At 54.7% G+C, this 15,759-nt stretch carries 18 protein-coding genes; 13 read left to right on the top strand and 5 right to left on the bottom strand.

Annotated elements, in window-relative coordinates; genetic code table 11:
• The 8 genes from NHU87_RS27505 to NHU87_RS27470 form a co-directional block, all read left to right on the top strand.
• The coding region (locus NHU87_RS27505) for a DUF637 domain-containing protein (RefSeq protein ID WP_253554649.1) at positions 1 to 2,895 on the top strand (2,895 nt) is incomplete at its 5' end.
• Positions 2,892 to 3,182, top strand: a complete 291-nt coding sequence (locus NHU87_RS27500) for a hypothetical protein (RefSeq protein WP_253554641.1) — start codon at positions 2,892 to 2,894, stop codon at positions 3,180 to 3,182. The genes NHU87_RS27505 and NHU87_RS27500, both read left to right, overlap by 4 nt.
• A gap of 350 nt (positions 3,183 to 3,532) precedes the next feature.
• Positions 3,533 to 3,967, top strand: coding sequence for a hypothetical protein (locus tag NHU87_RS27495; RefSeq protein ID WP_253554638.1), 435 nt, complete (start codon positions 3,533 to 3,535; stop codon positions 3,965 to 3,967).
• Between the two features lie 296 nt (positions 3,968 to 4,263).
• Complete coding sequence (locus tag NHU87_RS27490; RefSeq protein WP_253554635.1) at positions 4,264 to 4,920, top strand: transposase; 657 nt, start codon at positions 4,264 to 4,266, stop codon at positions 4,918 to 4,920.
• 290 nt (positions 4,921 to 5,210) lie between these two features.
• On the top strand, positions 5,211 to 5,639 hold the full coding sequence (locus NHU87_RS27485; protein WP_253554623.1) for an Sbal_3080 family lipoprotein: 429 nt from the start codon (positions 5,211 to 5,213) through the stop codon (positions 5,637 to 5,639).
• A gap of 8 nt (positions 5,640 to 5,647) precedes the next feature.
• On the top strand, positions 5,648 to 6,067 hold the full coding sequence (locus tag NHU87_RS27480) for a DUF2846 domain-containing protein (protein WP_367399070.1): 420 nt from the start codon (positions 5,648 to 5,650) through the stop codon (positions 6,065 to 6,067).
• 87 nt (positions 6,068 to 6,154) lie between these two features.
• Complete coding sequence (locus NHU87_RS27475) at positions 6,155 to 6,442, top strand: hypothetical protein (protein WP_253554612.1); 288 nt, start codon at positions 6,155 to 6,157, stop codon at positions 6,440 to 6,442.
• Between the two features lie 166 nt (positions 6,443 to 6,608).
• The gene (locus tag NHU87_RS27470; protein ID WP_253554610.1) at positions 6,609 to 7,169 is read left to right on the top strand and encodes a hypothetical protein; all 561 of its coding nucleotides are present in this window, start codon (positions 6,609 to 6,611) and stop codon (positions 7,167 to 7,169) included.
• 273 nt (positions 7,170 to 7,442) lie between these two features.
• On the opposite strand, the gene NHU87_RS27465 is transcribed toward NHU87_RS27470, so the two are convergent.
• The gene (locus tag NHU87_RS27465) at positions 7,443 to 8,177 is read right to left on the bottom strand and encodes a DUF899 domain-containing protein (protein WP_253554604.1); all 735 of its coding nucleotides are present in this window, start codon (positions 8,175 to 8,177) and stop codon (positions 7,443 to 7,445) included.
• A gap of 201 nt (positions 8,178 to 8,378) precedes the next feature.
• Between NHU87_RS27465 and NHU87_RS27460 the strand changes: the two genes are divergently transcribed.
• Positions 8,379 to 8,771, top strand: a complete 393-nt coding sequence (locus NHU87_RS27460) for a transcriptional regulator (protein WP_253554601.1) — start codon at positions 8,379 to 8,381, stop codon at positions 8,769 to 8,771.
• Positions 8,772 to 8,893: 122 nt separating this feature from the next.
• Here the strand turns inward: NHU87_RS27460 and NHU87_RS27455 are convergent, their stop codons facing one another.
• The 3 genes from NHU87_RS27455 to NHU87_RS27445 all read right to left on the bottom strand — a co-directional run bounded on the left by NHU87_RS27455 (position 8,894) and on the right by NHU87_RS27445 (position 10,955).
• A complete protein-coding gene (locus NHU87_RS27455) occupies positions 8,894 to 9,763 on the bottom strand; it encodes a DUF6279 family lipoprotein (RefSeq protein ID WP_253554598.1) in 870 nt (289 codons plus the stop codon).
• A gap of 77 nt (positions 9,764 to 9,840) precedes the next feature.
• A complete protein-coding gene (locus tag NHU87_RS27450; RefSeq protein ID WP_253554595.1) occupies positions 9,841 to 10,557 on the bottom strand; it encodes a TorF family putative porin in 717 nt (238 codons plus the stop codon).
• A gap of 209 nt (positions 10,558 to 10,766) precedes the next feature.
• Positions 10,767 to 10,955: a hypothetical protein gene (locus NHU87_RS27445; RefSeq protein ID WP_017337097.1), complete on the bottom strand. Its 189-nt coding sequence runs from the start codon at positions 10,953 to 10,955 to the stop codon at positions 10,767 to 10,769.
• A 351-nt stretch (positions 10,956 to 11,306) separates the two neighbouring features.
• On the opposite strand from NHU87_RS27445, the gene NHU87_RS27440 reads away from it, so the two are divergent.
• Together NHU87_RS27440 and NHU87_RS27435 are read left to right on the top strand one after the other, a co-directional pair.
• The gene (locus tag NHU87_RS27440) at positions 11,307 to 12,143 is read left to right on the top strand and encodes a CvfB family protein (RefSeq protein ID WP_253554576.1); all 837 of its coding nucleotides are present in this window, start codon (positions 11,307 to 11,309) and stop codon (positions 12,141 to 12,143) included.
• A 213-nt stretch (positions 12,144 to 12,356) separates the two neighbouring features.
• The gene (locus NHU87_RS27435) at positions 12,357 to 13,289 is read left to right on the top strand and encodes a DMT family transporter (RefSeq protein ID WP_028939950.1); all 933 of its coding nucleotides are present in this window, start codon (positions 12,357 to 12,359) and stop codon (positions 13,287 to 13,289) included.
• On the opposite strand, the gene NHU87_RS27430 is transcribed toward NHU87_RS27435, so the two are convergent.
• Positions 13,225 to 14,415, bottom strand: a complete 1,191-nt coding sequence (locus NHU87_RS27430; RefSeq protein WP_253554574.1) for an MFS transporter — start codon at positions 14,413 to 14,415, stop codon at positions 13,225 to 13,227. The genes NHU87_RS27435 and NHU87_RS27430 overlap by 65 nt on opposite strands.
• Positions 14,416 to 14,519: 104 nt before the next feature.
• Between NHU87_RS27430 and ptrR the strand changes: the two genes are divergently transcribed.
• Together ptrR and NHU87_RS28440 are read left to right on the top strand one after the other, a co-directional pair.
• Positions 14,520 to 15,413: a putrescine utilization regulator PtrR gene (gene ptrR / locus NHU87_RS27425; protein ID WP_253554572.1), complete on the top strand. Its 894-nt coding sequence runs from the start codon at positions 14,520 to 14,522 to the stop codon at positions 15,411 to 15,413.
• Between the two features lie 139 nt (positions 15,414 to 15,552).
• Entirely contained in the window at positions 15,553 to 15,684 is a 132-nt protein-coding gene (locus NHU87_RS28440) for a PA1414 family protein (RefSeq protein WP_256580670.1), read from the top strand.
• Positions 15,685 to 15,759 lie beyond the last annotated feature (75 nt).

Genomic DNA, 15,759 nt, shown 5'->3' with positions numbered 1-15,759 from the left:
CAGGGCAGCGACGTAACCCTCATCGCCGGCAAAGACCTGAACAACGCCGGCACCCTGCGCGCCAGCCAGAACCTGGAGGCGACGGCGAAGAATGATCTGGTGAGCAGCGGGTTGTTGGAGGCGGGGGATCAGTTGAAGGTGCTCGCCACCAATAATTTGACCAACAAGGCGGGGGGGATTATTGCCGGGCGGGACGTGACGCTCACGACCACGAACGGCGACATCGTCAACGAACGCACGGTGACCTCCCACGACAGCAGCGTTGGCGACTACAGCCACGCACGAGACTTCGTCGACAACGCCGCCCGCATCGAAGCCGCCAACAAACTGGTTATCAACTCCGGTCGCGATGTGATCAACACCGGTGGTGTGTTGAAAAGCGGCGGCGACATGGACATCGATGCCAAGCGCGACGTCATCATCACCTCCGTGGAGGAGCGCCACTCCGAAAGCCGTACCAACTTCCTCGACTCAACCCTCACCCAGCATGGCGCCGAGGTCAGTTCCGGTGCCGGCCTGACAATCGATGCCAGCCGCGATGTGGCGGCGATCGCCAGCAAGATCGACGCCAAGGGCGACGTGACCATCGAGGCCAAGCGCGATGTGTTCTTCGGTGCCGCGGCCGACGAAGAGCATTCCTATTTCAAGGACAAAAAGGAAACCCGTCAGGAAGACCACATCAGTCAGATCGGCACCTCACTGGAGGCGGGCGGCAAACTCACGCTCAAGTCCGGCAAGGACATGACCCTCATCGCCAGCGACATCAGCGTCGGCAAAGAAGCCTACCTGCACGCCGACGGCGACCTGCAACTGCTGGCCGCTCAAGACAGTGATTACTCGCTGTATGACATGAAAAAAAGCGGTGGTTGGGGCAGTGAAATGACCCAGCGCGATGAGGTGACGCAGATCACCCACATTGGTACGCAGATCAAGTCTGGTGGGGACCTGACGTTGTCCAGCGGTGGGGATCAGCGGTATCAGGTGGCGAAGCTCGACAGTGGCAAGGACATCATCCTCGACAGTGGTGGCAGCATCACTTTCGAAGCGGTGAAGGACTCTCACCAGGAAAGCCACAACAAGAGCAGCAATAGCTGGGCGTGGACCTCTATGGAGAACAAGGGCCAGGTTGATGAAACGCTGCGACAAAGCCAGCTGATTGCTAAAGGCCAGACGCTCATCAAGGCAGTTGATGGGTTACACATCGATATCAAAGACATCAACCAACAAAGCGTGAGCCAGGCGATTGATGCCATGGTGCAAGCTGACCCGAGCATGGCCTGGCTCAAAGACGTAGAAGCGCGGGGCGATGTGGATTGGCGCCGGGTTAAAGAGCTGCATGACAGCTGGGATGAAAGCCATTCCGGGCTGGGTGGTCCGGCGATGATCATTATCATCATCATCGTCACCTATTTCACGGCCGGTGCAGCCTCCGGTTTCGTGGCTTCCGCCGCAAACGCAGGGGCAGGTAGCGCATTCGCAGCCGGTGCTGCAGCGACCGCAACGACCCAAGCTGTCGCCGCTGGCTGGGCGAACGCTGCCCTCACCGCCATGCTCACCTCCGCAGCAAGTACGGCCACGGTCAGTACCATCAATAATAAAGGCGATCTTGGCGCGGTCGTCAAAGAGGTCTTCAGCGCTGATAGCATGAAAAACTACATCGTTGCCGGGGCCGTGGCGGGTCTTACCACCGGTTTGTTCAACGATTGGACCAGTACCAGCACAGAATCAGGGACTGCGTTGACTGACTCTACCAGCGGGGCTTTGGCTAACACGGGCAAGGTCGTAGCTTCCAATCCCGGTGGACTGAGTAGCCTGGGAGGTATCGCCCAATTCACCGCGAACCAGGCTCTGCAAAACACCACATCTGCGCTGCTCAACAAAGCACTTGGTCGCGACGGCAGCCTTGGTGATGCCTTGCAAAGCAGTCTGATGAATGCGTTTGCTGCCTATGGTTTCAACCTAGTGGGTGATATCAGTGTAGAGAATGGCCTGCCAAACGGAGGCCTCGCCAAAATTGGCTTGCACGCGTTGATGGGTGGCTTGGCCTCGCTTGCTGCTGGCGGAGACTTCAAAACGGGTGCCTTGGCGGCCGGCGTCAACGAAGCCCTGGTCGACGATTTGGCATCGGTCTATGCCGGGATGCCGAAGGCGGATCGGGATCGACTGTTGGCCATGAACTCGCAGCTGATCGGCGTGCTGGCGACTGCTGTTCAAGACCCTAAGGCCGATACCGACAAGTTGCAAACGGGAGCGTGGGTTGCGCAAACCGGCACGCAGTACAACTTTGGGGAGCACTTGCCTCCAGGCTTGTCTGAATATGGGCAAGCTGCAACCTCCCTTGCCGAATACATGCAAGGACAGGGAGCCACAGCTGAAGAAATAGCCCAAGCACAGCTTGCGCTCGCTCAAGGAGAAGGATTTGCTGGTGTCCAGCCTGCTAATGAGTTCGTCAAGGCCTGGGGCGCATTCATAGCCGGAGAGTTTCTCGGCATAGGGGCGGGGATTGCGCTAGGTGTAAAAGGCACGTTGAACACCTCTTTGCTTGATGAGCTAATTGCTAATGGCGTGAAATTTACCCCAGAGAATGTCATTGCGACGGCTCGCAGCTCTAGCGGGAAAGTTGTATTCCTAGAGACTGGAAACTCAAAAGCAGGGTTGCAGCATATTATTGAGGAGCACGGTAGCCAATTCGCTCAGATGGGCGTGTCAGAGGCTCAGATTCCGGGCGTGGTAATGAAGGCGGTTTCTGAGGGGAAACTCGTTGGTTATCAAGGCTCTGGAGGGGGGCGCCCAATTTATGAGTTAACTATTAATGGTCAACAGCAGCGTATTGCTGTGACTGTTGGCGACAACGGCTTTGTTGTTGGCGCAAATCCAAGAGGGAGCGTTAAGTGAAAAGCATAAAGTTAATGGCGGATTATCAGTGTCATCCGCTTTGGAATATGTCCCCCGGCGAGTATGGGGACATAGCTCCTTGCGAGCTTCCTATTTCTAAAGAACTTCAGTTGCGCCTATCAAAATGGGCCGCTATGTACGATGAAACACTTGATGCTGATTACCCGCCAAACTCTGGATTCAAGAGTGAGGAACTAGAGCGTAAATTCAAGCTGGAAGGAGAGCGATTAGCTGAAAGCCTGAGGAGCGAACTCGGTCCGGGTTTTGCTATTTTTCTTAAAGTTTAGTTGGTGTTATAGAGGAAAAGGGGACGACAGGGAAAGGGGATGATTTGGGAAATGGGGACAGACCACGTTTTTGTCTGATATGGGGCGGCTGTAAACCATCGACTTAATCGTGGTCTGTCACCGATTTTTCCTTGGAGCAAATACTAAAGGTGGGAGTTGTTAGGTCAAATATCAAGTAGTGGTTTTGGTGTGCCGAGGGCATTGTGATGAGTAAACGCGTTGATAAAACTTTGGCATTAAAAGTTTTTGGGTAAACGGGGACAGACCACGTTTTTTCTGAGAGTAGGGCAGTGCTCTTTCGATTTAAACATGGTCTGTCCCCTTTTCCCTAATATATTTGGAGCTGAGTGATGGAAAAGGATGAGGAGTTTTTGGAAGTCAATGATTTAGATTGGTTTGCTTCCTACAGGGGGGGACTCCTCGCGCACTTTGCGACGGGAGGTCGAGGTTTTGTTCCTGATGTGGTAAGGAAGTCAATTTCTGAATATGAGGAGGTTTATGACTACTTTCATTCAATAACTGGTGGTGTGGAAGTTGAAGTTGTTGAAGGAAATCTGCCTGTATTTAATGATAGTGTTCAGCGTGAGCGCTACTTACGGTCATTTGTTGATATGGCAGGAAGAGGGTTGTTTAGTCATGATGTCAATGATGATAGTGGTTACAAGTTGATAGCTAAACCCAAAAAATGCAGGGAGTATTGTGATTTGCCAGTGGAGGTGCAAAGAATTCTTCATGTGCTGTCTGTAAATGAATCTGCAATTATAAAAATAGATAATATTTTATGATTTAAACAGGGGCGGGGCAGAGAAATCAGGGACAGACCACGTTTCTCTTAAGAACAGTCCGGTGCGCCTTCGCTTTAAACGTGGTCTGTCCCTGATTTTTCTTCCCTGATTTTTCTGCTGATTTTTTCTGTCCCTGATTTTTTCTGATTTTTCTGATTTTCTTTGAGGATCTGAAATAGTGTGAAATAGATAGGGAGATTATTTTTCGTAGGGTTGGCTAAGCTTTCGGCATCATTAATTGTGAAAGGACTCACCAAATGCCACGCAGAGCACGTGTCTTGATGCCAGGTGTCCCCTTGCATCTGATTCAACGAGGAAACAATAGATCAGTTTGTTTTTTTTCAGAGGATGATTATCTTTTTTATTTAGAATTGCTTGCTGAGCAGGCCAACAAAAGTGCGTGCGAAATTCACGCGTGGTGTCTTATGACTAATCATGTCCATTTGTTGATTAGTCCTCATGAGCACAACAGTGCGAGCTCGCTTATGAAAGGAATAGGGCAGCGATATGTGCAATACATAAATCGTACATATGGACGTAGTGGGACTTTATGGGAAGGGCGCTTCCGTTCGTGCCTTGTTCAAAGTGATAGTTATGTATTGGCCTGTTATCGCTACATTGAGATGAATCCTGTCAGAGCCAAAATGGTGACGCATCCTGCGGAATATCGTTGGTCGAGTTATCGTGCTAACGCACAATCAGAGTTTTCGCATCTCATTACCCCGCATGTCCAGTACCTATCGCTTAGGGGTACAGATATATCGACTGCTGAAGTCTATCGAGGGCTTTTTAGCAGCGAGTTGGAGATAGGATTGGTTGACCAGATTCGGGCTGCCACCAATGGTAACTATGTGCTTGGTGGTTCGCGATTTGCTGCCGAAATTGAAACTATGATTGGACGTCGAACTCGACGGGGATGCCCGGGCAGACCGAAAAAACATTTGATTTATTAGATGGAAAACGTGGTCTGTCCCCGTTTTCCTCCCGTTTTCCTAAAGGAATCTTTAGAGCTAAACATGGAGACAGAATTGTTTTTTTGACCTGTGCAGTAGCCAGAAAAAGTCTGTCCCATTTTTTTAGTCAGCATCAGCTTTGATGAGAATGATGTTGGGTTAAGGGACCGAGTAGCTTGGGCCATTGCGAGAAAATCGTTCTGAAAGCAAGCCAATCAATTGACCGTAAAACGGGCCTGATCTAGCATGCAGCCATCATTTTGATATCATTCTTTATTCAGGGATAGGACATGCTGCTCAAGGCATTCGCGATAAGCCTTTTACTGACATTGGCCGGGTGTACCAACATTAAAGTAGAGCCGGTGGACCGCCAATACCAAATCTCGAAGCTCTGTATCGAAGAGAACCCGAAAGTGGTCGTTGGTGATTTCGTCGATGGCCTGCAATCCCTCCTGCGTAAGCACGGCATCGAGAGTCGGCTTTACGCCACGCCTGTGCCGAGTAGCTGTGAGTACCGGCTGAGCTACAACGCGACTCGTTCATGGGATATTTCCGCATACATATCCGACGCCAGTGTCTGGCTCTACAAGGGCGATCAGAAAATCGGCTTTGCGCAATACCATCTGACGGCAGAGGGGGGACTCGATATGTCCAAATTGGCGACGGTCGAGGAAAAAATGGGGCCGGTGATCAACCAATTGTTGGGGCAAGGCAAATGAGTGCAATGATGAAAAGTATTCCGGCGCTATTGCTTATGCTGTTGTTGGCCGGCTGCGGCCACACCTCTTCCAGCCAGCCCTATTTCGAGCCTCCAACGCCGCCTCAGGGTAAGGCATTGGTTTACATGATGCGGACCCAGGTTATTCAAGGCAGCTTTTATGACAGCGTGTTCAGTATCAATGACAGTGCGGTTGTGGGGCTCAATGAACATACCTATTCCTGGCTCTTTGTGAGCCCTGGCCTGCACAAGGTATCTGCCGGGCAGCATGTCCACCCCAAAAACGTATACCTGAACCTGCAGGTCGAGCAGGGTAAAGAGTACTTCGTTGAATACACTCAGCAGAACATGGTTGAGTTGGTCCGGGTACGGGATGCCAAGGAAGGGAAAGCAATGGTGATGGGATACTCTTACATACCAGTCAAGTAGTGCTGCTAGTTGATAAACAAAGGCAAACAATATTTTTCAAGGCATGTTTAATGACGTTGCCTGAGAAGTCTGATTAAGGAAAAGGTTATGGCAAGATACTTCAAGAAACCGGAAGGCGGTACGGTCGAGGAAGTGGATGGCTTCCAAGTCTTGGCTACTCTATTTTTGGGCGTGTTCTATTTGTTTTTTGCCGAACTTTGGTGGCATCTGCTCGTGTGGGTTGGAGCCGTATGTTTGGGTGTGTTACTTGGTGGGCCATGGCTAGGTGTTTCGATTTTATCCTTGCATATCATTTATGCCTTCTTGATCAGAAAAATTGTGGCGTCGGCCTACTTGAAAAAAGGCTGGGTCGAAGTTCAGGAGCCAAAGAAATAATAGGTGAAGACCGCTGTGTTTTTACCGTAGACGAAAAATGGGGACTGCCTTGTTCTTGCGCTATACGTGCTGAAAGGGTTGCCTACGGCGAACTCAGCATTTATGACGCGCCGTTTTGACAAGTATTTTCTCATCAGCCGAACATACGCTTTAAGGACATTAAGACGTGAAGAAAACCACATTACTAACATTGGCTCTGATTCTGGCATTACCAGGCTGCCATTCCAACGTCAGGGACTCTTCACCCAGCCTACTGAAAGACGGTATCCAACTGCGCCAGAACAAGGTGACAGTCGATGCGCAACACGCCAAGGTCATCATGAAATCGTCGGGTAACACTTATCCGGTAGAGTTTTCGATCCGCCGCGCAGCGGATCCTGACCAGCGTATGGAAGTGCTTGGAACTGTGGTGGATTCAGGTCAGGGCAAGGTCTTCGGCTGGATCGCCAAACTTAACGAAGCGGCCAACAGCGCCACGCTTAAACGCTTCCCACAGCTGGAAGTACAGGCCGATGCCGATCAGCCGTTCCAGGTGTCGGGTTATTCGAAGGGTGGGGGCGTCGGGAATACTTACAACTGCGGTCCTCTCAAAACTACTTTCACACCGGAAAGAAGCAAGGTCTATTTGGTGGAATTCCAGTTTGTTGGTAGCCGCTGTGAGCAGCATATCTACGATATAACGCAGCCTCAGGAACGCATTCCCGTGACGAGCATGCCTTCTGCGTAAAAGACGCTAGTTTATTTGTATTCACTATGTAAATCGGGCAGCCCATAGGTCGCCCGTTTTTCATTCTTTCCGCAGGCTGCGCCCGTTGCCGTCTGCCAATAACATCCATCAATTCACAATCATCACGCAACCTTGTGGGAGCGAGCCTGCTCGCGAAAGCGGTGTATCAGTCGACATCAATGTTGAATGTCAGTCAGTCATCGCGAGCAGGCTCGCTCCCACAGGGGATTTGTGGCGTTCATGGATGCTGTGACGGACCCGGACCATGCGGGTCTATCCTCCATGGCAGCAACTAGCTGAGGCCTTGTCCTCATACCGGTCGTGATGTCTCACCCAATCCATGATTTCCTCTTCATTACGGCCCTTAGGCGTGAGGTCCAGATAGTTGTAGGCACCGACCAGCAGATCCAGGCCGCGAGCATAAGTGGAATAGGTGTGGAAAATCTCCCCCGCTTCATTGCGATAAAACACGCTGAGACCGGGAAGTTCTTCTTCGGCGCCGTCGGATTTTTCGTAGTTGTAGGTGGCTTTTCCGGCGGCGACGTCTTCGGCTCGGGCTGATACGCCAAAGTCATAATTGAAATCGCAGCCTTCGGACGAGACCCAGTCGAATTTCCAGCCCATGCGCTGTTTGAAGGGCTGGAATTCGGCAAACGGTGCGTGGGAAACCGCTACTACCGCTACGTCGTGGTGGGCCAGGTGTTGGTTGGCGCCGTCGATGTGGTCGGACAGGAACGAGCACCCGGGGCAGCCTTCGTCCCAGCCTGCGGCGAACATGAAGTGATAGATGATTAATTGGCTGCGGCCGCCGAACAGGTCGGCCAGGCTCAGTTCGCCGTTGGGGCCCTGGAAGCGGTAGGGTTTGTCGATTTTCACCCACGGCAGGGCGCGGCGTTCGGCGCTGAGTTTGTCTCGTTCCTTGGTGAAGGCTTTTTCGTGGGCCAGGTGTTGTTTGCGGGCAGTGAGCCATTCTTCCCGGGACACGACCGGATGATTCTGAATGTTCATGGTGATTTCTCCTGCATGCTTTGGCGAAAGTCGATCCGCGCAGAGGGGTAAACCGTCTTACATAGCCTAGTCGTTTGGCCTGCGCCCTATTCGACATACCGCTGGTCGGTAGGGCGAAATACCTCGGCTGAACGGCCGTCCTTCCTGTCGGTCACAACTGATGAAGGCCATTTCACTCACGGGCTCTGGAGGTTGATCAGGATGACGACTTATAACTGGGATTTGATTGAGCGCTTGCTGCATGAAGTGCAGAACGGCGCCGGCCACAGTTTCACCCCACGGCCTTATGCCGAGCAGTATGCGGCGGCGAAAGCCAACGCGGGCGAGCCGTTTGAGAACCTGGATCACCTGAAAACGGTGGCTGGCGAGTACGAAAAGTTACTGCTGCTGCGGGGTTATATCGAGCCTCGACCGGAGGATCAGGGTGGCAATGGCGAGAATTACATTTTGACGCCCCGGGGCTCGAGGTTGTTGAGTCTGATCGACAGCAGCATTCCGGGTAATGAGCATCCGCGGCAGGTATTGGATGAGCAGGAGGATGCGCTGGCTGAGCTGACGTTTGATGAGGTGGCGTCGAAGGCGCAGATTGCCTGATACCGTAAACAGCTTCGCGGGCAAGCCTCGCTCCTACAGATTTTGTGTTGTTCAAACATTTTGTGAATGACACAAAATCTGTAGGAGCGAGGCTTGCCCGCGAAGCTCTTTATCTTTAGAACCTAGCCTGGACGCGCCGCTTTCAGGCATTGCAAATCAGTGAAATCCTTGCGCACCCCTTCAATCTTCTTCAGCAACTGCTCACGCTGAACCGGCGTGCTCTCGGCCATGATGTCCACCAGCAACGCCCGAGCCTGGGCTTCGGTGTTGGCGTAGGCCTCGCGGTAAGCGGGTGTCCACAAACTCTCGCGATTCACCAGAAGTGTCTCGATTCGCTGTGGGAATTCTGGACTCTGCCGTTGCGCGACTGCCGCGCTGAATTGCTGTTGCCAATGGGCGCGGTTGGCAATCCATTGTTTGTTCTGATCACCCAAGGCATTCGACCAGGCCACTACTCGTTGCTGTTGGGTTGGGCTTAGCGGTCCGAGCCAGACATTCAGGCGTTTCTCCATGCGCTTGCTCCGCTCGCTGATCTGTTGCTCCAGCGACGGTTTTAGGTAGGCCTCCTGGCGTTTGCGCTGGTCCTTGGCGAAGGCATCGTTCATTTCCGCGACTTGCTTGTCATCAAGGCCCTGCAACAACTCGATGGCCGACGGGGTGATTTGCCGGGCGGTTTCGGCGATGGCCTGTTTGGCTTCCTGAGTGCGGGTTTGCAGTGCGGCGTCGGTAATCTGGTTGGCCTCGACCATGGTCTGTAAACGGTCCAGCCAGTCGAGGTAGCCGGGCAGTTGGGTCGTGCAGTGCCAGCTCAGGTGTTCCTTGAGGCGCTCGTTGAACCAATCTTTTTGCTCGTGGTTCATTTCCAGATAGTCGTTGAGCGTCCAGGGAATGATCACGTCGAGGTTGCGGTAAGCCAGGCCGACGCGGCTGCACGCGGCGACGGTAAGGCTGAGAGTGAGGATGACGCTGATCTGTTTCAACCAGTGCGACATGACGAGTCCTTGCGAAGACCTGGTTTCTTATTGGGTTCTCTTATGTGATCGCGAGCCGAGCCCGGCAGTTCAGCCGATCAATAGAAACTGTGTGCAGCCTTGAGCGTAACCAGACCATCGCACTCGCTATTGTGGCCGGAATAAGCGGAGCAATCACTGCCGCTCAGGTTTGAATCACTGTAGATCAAGTCCAGATCGATGCCCATGAATGGCCGGGACAATTTCACTGACCAGTCGGTAAAACTGCCTACATACCCATCGTCGACGGACACCGGTGTGTTGAGTTGGTGGGTGGTGTATTTCAGGCTGATCCCGATGCCGAACGGCTGATTGCCACTGAGGTCGGCGAACAGGGTGCTGTTCTGTTTGTCCGGGTCGTTACTGAAGGCCGCGCCGAAACGACTGCCCAGCAGGGTCAGGCCGCCGAACAGCTCTTGGCTGTCGAGAGTGTCCGCTTTCGGGTAGCTGTAATGGATCATGCCCACTTCGTAGCCGAGGGAGTGATCGAAAGGCTGTTTAAAGCCCATGTAGGAATCGACTTCAAGATTGCTCGACGGGCTCAGTCCCATGCTGGGGGACCATTGACCCACGTAGAAGCCGCTGTCGTGGCTCAGGTCGAGACCACCATGGAATGAGCCGGTCGTCGAGGGTTTGACCAGACCTTGGGCCATGCTGCGGCTGGGGGTGGTGGCGAGCTTGAGATCGAAGTCGCCCAGTTCGCGCTGAAAGACTTGCGCTTGGGCGACCGAATACCACAGCAGGCTGCCGAGCAGGAAAAGAAAGGGCTTGAACATGCGTCACTCCATGAGCTGCGAGGAGCAGGTTCTGAAAACCTGCTGAAACGCTTGATCCAGACACGTGCAAGCATACCGGCGAATACTCGGCATCAAGGGCCGTTCGTCGATTTTTGAAATATTGATTTGTTTTATGGGGTATTGCGGGAGGGTTCCAGTCCAAGCGCTTCGAAGCTCAAAGCGCTTAGGGACCAGTTAACGCGGGGGAATTACTTCTTGCCCAGGGTGATCTGTTTGGACGGGCCGAACGTCTGGCCGCTGACGCCTTTGGCAATTTGCTGGATCTCGCCGCCGGACTTGAGGAACGCAGCGATCTGGTTGTTGATCGATTCGCTGGTTTCAACGGCTGGAGCTGGCTTTGCTTTGCTGTTGGATGCTTTTACACGCATGGCGGCCATTAACCTGTAGAAATTAACTTGGCCAGGCATCGTACAGGAAATACTTGACAATTGCTTGGTAAATATCCTCCCGAAATACACATTGGAGCAGCGGGATTTATCGCAAGTTGTTATTCGCAATGTTCCCCTAAGCTGCTGTTTTAACTAAGAACCCAATTGGGAAAAAAGCGCTTTTCGGCTGGCCAAACCAAGGTGTGGAGCACCCGGATGGCCTGACGAGCGGCCAAACGAACAGGGCAAAACCCAGGAAAATTAAGGCCTTCCGTGGGTTTTTTTGCGCCACCGGGCCGGCCGCCGAACGCCGCCCGCAAAACCGGGTAGAATGCCGCCCACGCAATGAGGGTATTGGACATGGCTTTAGTCGGGCGCTACAACAGTTTGCAAGTGGTTAAACACACTAACTTCGGTTTATATCTGGACGGTGGGGCGGATGGCGAAATCCTTCTGCCTAACCGTTATATCCCCAAAGATATTCCCAGCGAAGATGAAGACTGGCTCAACGTTTTTATTTATCTGGACAGCGATGACAAACTTATCGCCACCACCGAAAAGCCGAAAGTTCAGGTCGGTGAATTCGCCAGTTTGAAAGTCGTTGAAGTCAACAGCATCGGCGTGTTCCTGGATTGGGGGTTGCCGAAGGATCTGCTGCTGCCGTATTCCGAAGAAAAGCGCCAGATGACGGCCGGCGAGTATGTCGTGGTGCACGTCTACCTCGACAAACACACGCGGCGCATCACCGCGACGGCGCGTCTGGATCGCTATCTGGACAAGACCCCGGCCAATTACACCCCGGGTCAGGAAGTTGATTTGCTGGTGGCCGAAGCGACCGATATGGGCTTCAAGGCAATCATCAATAACAAACATTGGGGCCTGATCCACAAGAACGAAATCTTCAAGTTCATGCGTGCCGGTAAAGAAGAGAAGGGCTTTATCAAAGAAATCCGCGCCGACGGCAAGATCAGCCTGAGCCTGCAACCGGTGGGCGAAGAAGCGGCCACCAGCCTGAACTCGAAGATCCTCGCCAAGTTGCGCGACAACAACGGCACTCTGCCAGTCAGCGACAAGAGCGACCCGACGCTGATCAGCAGCATGTTCGGCGTCAGCAAGGGCAACTTCAAAAAGGCCATCGGTGCGTTGTACAAGAACGGCCAGATCGTCATTCACGCTGATCGTATCGAACTCAGCTGACCCTGATCTTACGCCGGCCGCCTATGGGGCTCATTTGATCGGTCGTATGACGCGCGCGGCGATTTAAAGGTCTTTTGCAGACACCTTTTTCTGTCCATCTGGTTAATAATCGACGGCATCATTTTTCGCCCCGGCACTCTGTTCAGCCAGAAGGCCGGGGCTTTATTTTTGCTGTCGAGTCACTGCCATGGATTGTGTTGTCGAGGTGTTCCGGTGAGCGCCACCCGGCGTAGCGCCGATGGATTTGCCCTGCAAGTGATGGTCGGGCTGTGCCTGATCTGGGGCGTGCAACAGGTGATGATCAAGTGGGCCGCGCCCGACATCGCGCCGGTCATGCAGGCGGCGGGGCGATCGGGTATTTCCGCGTTGCTCGTAGGATTGCTGATCTGCTGGAAGGGCGGCTGGGATCAGGTCGGCACTACCTGGCGTGGAGGTTTGCTGGCCGGCGCATTGTTTGGTCTGGAGTTCTTCTTCATTGCCGAAGGCCTGCAATTGACCACGGCGGCGCACATGTCAGTGTTCCTCTACACCGCGCCGATCTTCACCGCGTTGGGTGTGCATTGGCTGCTGCCGAGTGAGCGTTTAAGACCGGTGCAGTGGCTGGGGATTTTTCTCGCCTTCATCGGCATTGCCATTGCGTTTGCCGGTGGCGTGTCGTGGGACAACCTTGATCATCGCATGCTGATGGGCGATGCGTTGGGCGTCCTGGCCGGCGCGTCATGGGGCGCGACCACCGTGGTGGTGCGCGCTTCGCGTCTGTCGGAAGCGCCGGTGACCCTGACGCTGTTTTATCAATTGATCGTCGGCTTCGTCGGCCTGCTGTTGATCGCGATCCTCAGCGGGCAGGTCACCCATGTCAGCCTGACCACTGTTGCCGTGGCCAGCGTGCTGTTCCAGGGGTTGGTGGTGTCGTTCTTCAGTTACCTGACCTGGTTCTGGTTACTGCGCCGTTATCTGGCAGCGAACCTGGCGGTGTTTTCGTTCATGACGCCGCTGTTCGGCGTCACGTTCGGCGTGGTGTTGCTGGGCGAAGAACTGAGCCTCAACTTTGTGATCGGCGCGGTGCTGGTTCTGCTCGGGATCACTTTTGTGAGTGCAGAGCAGTGGGTCCGCCGTCGTTTGCGCAAAGCGCTTGGGCAACCCTGACCGGGCGCAGCAATAAAGCGCCAGCGATGAGCAAACCGCTGCCGGCGATTATCAGCGCGGGTTGCAATCCACCGCTGAAATGACTGCTCAGCGCGGCCAGCAACGGACCGCTGAGTTGACCCACGGCGAAGCACGCGGTCAGCAGCCCGGCGTTGCGCTGGGTAGCATGGGGCGCCAGTTCTCGGGAGCGCTGCATCACCAGTTGCATGCAGGCCAGGAACGGCCCGCCACACAGGATCACCCCCAGCGCGAGGCCGGCTCCGCTGCCTAACAGGCAGGCGAAGACCCCGGCCGCTTGCAACCACAATGTGGCCATCAGCCAATGGCGAGTGGCGTTCGGGTTGTGTCGACGCAGGCTCACCAACACAACGCCGATTGCCGCCGCGAAACCGAAGCATGGCCAGAACAGATCGGCTTGCCATTGGCCATGGAACTGCGCGCTGGCCATTTGCGAGAGGAAAGTGGCCGGGATGATGTAGCCCAAACCGTATAACCCGTAGATCACCGGTAAACGTCCGACACCTTGTACGCCCGATGTGACAGCAGATGATGTCGCCGTAGAAGGGACGGCCGACTGCGGTAGGAACGGCAGAATTCCCAGCAGCATCACCAGCCCGACACCGGCATACACCAGCCACAAGGTCGCGGACGTCTGACCCAGCAGGTTCGAGCCCAAGGCCAATAATCCTGTCAGAAAAATCCCCAGACCCGGTCCGGCAAAGACCAGCGCGCCGAGTCGCGGACGACCGGCCGCCGCTGCCAGCGGTTGACTCAATGCGGTAATCATCACCAACACCCAGGCGCTGGCCACGCCCGTGCCGAAACGCAGCACCAGATGCGACCAGAACCCGTCGGCCCAGAACGAGGCCAGGGTCAGCAATACACAGAGCCACAAACCGCCGAGCAGGCGTCGACGAACCTGGTCGGGGCGACGGGCGAACATCGCGTCCACCGCGCCGACGAAGTAGCCGAGGTAGTTGGCGGCGGCAATCAGACCGGCGGCGGTCAGGTCGATCTGACCTTCACTGAGCAAGTGCGGCAGTTGCGGGGTCAGGGCGAAACGCCCGATGCCCATGGCCATCATCAGGGCGATGAAGCTGGCGGTTAAGCGAATCAGAGGGGACATAGTCTGAGTTCCGTTTCGAGGATCAATGACCGTCAGGCTAGGACTGATTGACTTTCTTTAAAAATGAATAATAGTGAGCAACTTGTTCTTATTTGGAGAATGGAGTGGAATTCAGCCAATTGCGGATTTTCCAGGCGGTGGCGGAGGAGGGCTCCATTACCCGCGCTGCTGAACGCCTGCATCGTGTGCCTTCCAACCTGTCGACCCGGCTCAAGCAGCTCGAAGAGCAACTCGGTGTCGAACTGTTCGTACGCGAGCGTCAGCGTTTGCAGTTGTCACCTGCGGGAAAAGTCCTCCTGGACTACACCGCCAAGCTGTTCGCCTTACACGACGAAGCCCATGCGGCAGTGCAGGGCGGGCAACCGGCGGGGGATTTTGTCCTCGGCACCATGTACAGCACCGCCGCGATTCACCTGCCGGAGCTGTTGGCGCGATATCACCGCAGTTACCCGGCGGTGAACCTGCAAGTGCAGTCGGGGCCCAGCGGCGAATTACTCGAAGGTCTGCTCACCGGGCGCCTCGATGCGGCGCTGGTGGACGGCCCGCTGGAACTGGCCGGGCTCGACGGCGTGCCGTTGTGCGACGAACGGTTGGTGTTGATCAGCGAGGCCGATCATCCGCCAGTGCACAGTGCGCTGGATGTCGAAGGGCGTTCGGTGTTTACGTTTCGGCAGGGCTGTTCCTATCGGATGCGCCTGGAAGCCTGGTTCGCCCATGATCATGCAGCCATGGGGCGGGCGATGGAGATCGAGTCTTATCCGGGAATGCTCGCCTGCGTGATTGCCGGATCCGGCGTGGCGCTGATGTCGGAATCTATGCTCGCCAGTCTGCCGGGGCGCGAAAGCGTGGCGGTGCACCCCTTGGCCGAGCCGTTCGCCAGCGCAACCACTTGGCTGATGTGGCGCAAAGGCATGGTCGGCGCCAACCTGAATGCATGGATCGAGCAGCAGCAGGCGGTATACCCGTCGACAGCGATCCAGGCCCAGGCATTTGCTTGAACCAACGTCCAGGAATTTGGATCAATTCAGTAACAGATCATTGCGATGTTGGACGAGCATTACGTAGGACTTCGGACTATTATCAGTGCGAAGGGGCTACAGAACTTCGGCCGCTCGGCACTACCCTGAAGGGGGCACCATGAAAGAGAAAATCCAAAACTGGCTGCATGACCTGGGCGTCGCACTCGGTTTGATCGAACCGCCTCTGCAACCCGTGCCTATTCGCACTGACGACGAACAACGTCGCCGCCAGCAGCAACGCCGCCGGTAAACGCGACGCAGCCTTTGTAGCAGCTGCGAAGGCTGCGTTTCAGCTCGGTCCGCACTCGGGCTGTCGAATCGCGTG

It is taken from the genome of Pseudomonas mandelii, from assembly GCF_024138395.1.
GTDB lineage: Bacteria > Pseudomonadota > Gammaproteobacteria > Pseudomonadales > Pseudomonadaceae > Aquipseudomonas > Aquipseudomonas mandelii_E.
This window is presented reverse-complemented; position numbering and strand designations above follow the sequence as displayed.